The sequence below is a fragment of the Actinomycetospora sp. genome, from assembly GCF_055612215.1.
In genome coordinates, this window is the sequence record NZ_JBVPVA010000465.1 from 1 (window position 1) to 2822 (window position 2822).

Below are 2822 nucleotides of genomic sequence, written 5' to 3' on the forward strand. Positions count from 1 at the left end.
ACTCGTTCGCGGCCGGACGCGGCGCGATGCTCTTCGACGAGCCGTTCTACCTCCACCCGCCGCTGGCGTTCCTGGTGTTCTCGCTCGGCGTCGTCCACCCCAGCGACCACATGACCGTCGGCGCGGTGCTGGCCCTGCGCCCGCTCCTGCTGGTCTTCGCGTTCCTCAACACGCTCCTCGTCGTCGCCGTCACCCGCCGGGTGGTCGGCCGGTGGGCCGCGCTGCTCGCCGGCCTCGTCTACGCCCTCGACGCGTTCGTCGTGCGCTTCGACAGCCGCGTGATGCTCGAGGCTCCGATGATGCTCTGCGTCCTCGCGGGCGTGCTGTGCCTGCTCGTGGCCGTGGAGCGCGGGACCCCGCGGGCGCGGCGCGGGTACCTGGTGGCCGGCGGGCTGCTCTTCGGGCTCGCCGTGACCACGAAGAGCACCTCCGGGCTGATCACCGCCGTCCCACTCATGATCATGATCGTCACCGCCTGGGGGCTGCGGCGTCGCGAGGCGGCGGGCGTGCTCGCGCTCCAGCTCGGCGTCTACGGCGTCTACGTGCTGACGGTCCTGCTGCGCGGTGACATCGGGTACTGGTTCGACCAGACCCTCGCCGGGACGTTCCGCGCGCTCGGCCTGATCAAGGAGACCGGGTTCAGCTCGCACGACGCCCCGAGCTTCACGAGCCGCATCCTGGCCAACCTGTCGGTCTTCGCCTCCTCGTACGCCCTGATCGGGGTGGCCACCGGAGCCGCGGTCTACCTGCTCGCCATCGGGTGGCGCACGCTGCACGGCCCGCGTCCCGGCCGCGGCGGTGCGCACGCCACGCCGCCGGGCGGGGCCCACGGCCGCCGGGCCGGCAGCCCGCTGGTCTCCGCCGACCCGGCCGAGGCGACCCTGTCGCTGCTCACCTGCTGGCTCGCGGGGGTGCTCGCCGCGATCCTCTACACCGGCGCGCTCGGCGAGGTCGAGGAGCAGACGTTCTACCTGCTCGCGGTGCCCTCCACCGTCGTCGTGGGCCTGCTGGTCACCCAGGCCGGCCGGTGGGCGCTCCCGTGGCGGCTGGTCGCGGGCGCCGCCGTCGTCGCGCTGCTCGCCGGGTCGCTCGGTGCCTGGTGGCAGGTGCACTCGACGCGCGACGACACCTACGCGCAGGTCATCCCGCAGGTGTACGCCCGCATCGACCACGCCGCCCAGATCTGCCTGGGCGAGCAGACCGCGCAGTTCGTCATGCCCGGCTTCGGCGTGCACGAGCTGACCTCGCTCGACGCGGCCCGACGCAACGCGTGCCGCTACGCGATCGTCTCCACGCAGCTCTCGGCCCTGGGCCTCGCGAACTCCTCGACGGAGCTCGACGCCGAACTGGCCCGGGACTACCCCGTCGTGCTCGCCGCGCACGGGCGCACGACCGGTGACCTGCTCGTCTACGACCTCGACGCGCCCCGGCGGGGGGCGGCGCCGGTCGCGCCGGCCGACCGCTCGCTGCCGCTGACCGGACCCGCGTGACCCCCGACGCCCCCGGGACACCCGCGAGAACAGGAGGGTCACCGTGACCTCGACACCGACGCCGAGCGCGACGTCCGGCCCGTCCCGGGGCGCGCCCGTGAAGCCCGCGGGCGGGCTCATCGCGAGCCTCGTGGGGATCCGCGGGATCCTCGCGCTGGTCGTCGTCGCCGTGCACCTCGCGCCGTTCGCGAGCGCGATGATGCCGCCGACGAGGCCGGTCTGGACCGCGGTCTGGCACCACGGCTACGTCGCGCTCGACCTCTTCTTCGTGCTGTCCGGATTCGTGATCAGTTCCGGCTACCGCCGCGTCTTCGCCCGGTGGCCGGGGTGGGGCGCGTTCGGGAGGTTCCTCTGGGCGCGGCTCTCGCGCTTCTACCCGATCCACCTCGCCGTGCTCGCCGTCATGGTCGCGGCGGTGCTCGGCTCCCGGGCCGTGGGCCACGAGATCCCGCACGGCGGCAACCTGGGGTGGGACCTCGTCCGCCAGATCACCCTGACCTCCGGGTGGGGCGGGGCGCACGCGCTCACCTGGAACGGGCCGGTCTGGTCGCTGTCCGCGGAGTGGGCCTGCTACCTGGTCCTGCCGGTGCTGCTGCCGCTGGTGCTCCGGCTGCGCAGCGCCTGGGCGTGCGTCGTGGGGTACCTCGCGGCCTGCGCGATCCCGCTCGTGTCGTACTCGTTCCTGGGTTTCGACGACGCCTCGATCACCTACGAGACCCCGCTGCCCCGGGCGTTCGGGGCCTTCCTCGCGGGGTGCGCGCTCTGCCAGCTCACCCACGTCGGGTCCCGCATCCCGGCCTGGCTCGGTCGGGTGACCGGCCCGCTCGTCGTGCTCACCCTCGCGACGATCGTCGTGCTCGCGCTGCTCGGCCGGCCGAGCATGCTCTCGCTGCCGGTCGCCGGTCTCGTCGTGCTCGCGCTCGCCCAGGAGCGCGGGGCGGTCGACGCGTTCCTCGCCCACCGCTGGACCGTGATCGGCGGCGAGTACAGCGTCGCGCTCTTCCTCGTGCACGTGCCCTGGATCCTCGCCGGGTCGCTCGTCATCGGTCCGCGCACCTTCCCGGGCGCGTGGGGGATCGTCGGGACGCTCCTGCTGCTGCTCGGTGCGTTCGTGCTCGCCTGGCTCGCCTACCACCTGGTCGAGAGCCCGGCGCAGCGCTGGATGCGGCGGATCGTGCGCCGCCCCGCGAAGGCCCCGGCCGGATCGCTCGACGAGCGGACCGACCGTGCCGTCGCGAGCGGCTCGACCCGCGGATGACGGTCGCCCTGATCGTTATCGGACTGCGCAGAGCGTGCCTATCGACGTCACCCTCGACGCGCTTTTAGGCTGAA

At 73.6% G+C, this 2822-nt stretch carries 2 protein-coding genes; both read left to right on the forward strand.

The genetic code is table 11. The features are described from left to right. A partial coding sequence (locus AC0CYZ_RS12970) for an ArnT family glycosyltransferase (RefSeq protein ID WP_472215900.1) occupies nt 1-1490 on the forward strand: 1490 nt, incomplete at its 5' end. A 43-nt stretch (nt 1491-1533) separates the two neighbouring features. Next, entirely contained in the window at nt 1534-2748 is a 1215-nt protein-coding gene (locus tag AC0CYZ_RS12975) for an acyltransferase family protein (protein WP_472215902.1), read from the forward strand. Nucleotides 2749-2822: the final 74 nt, after the last annotated feature.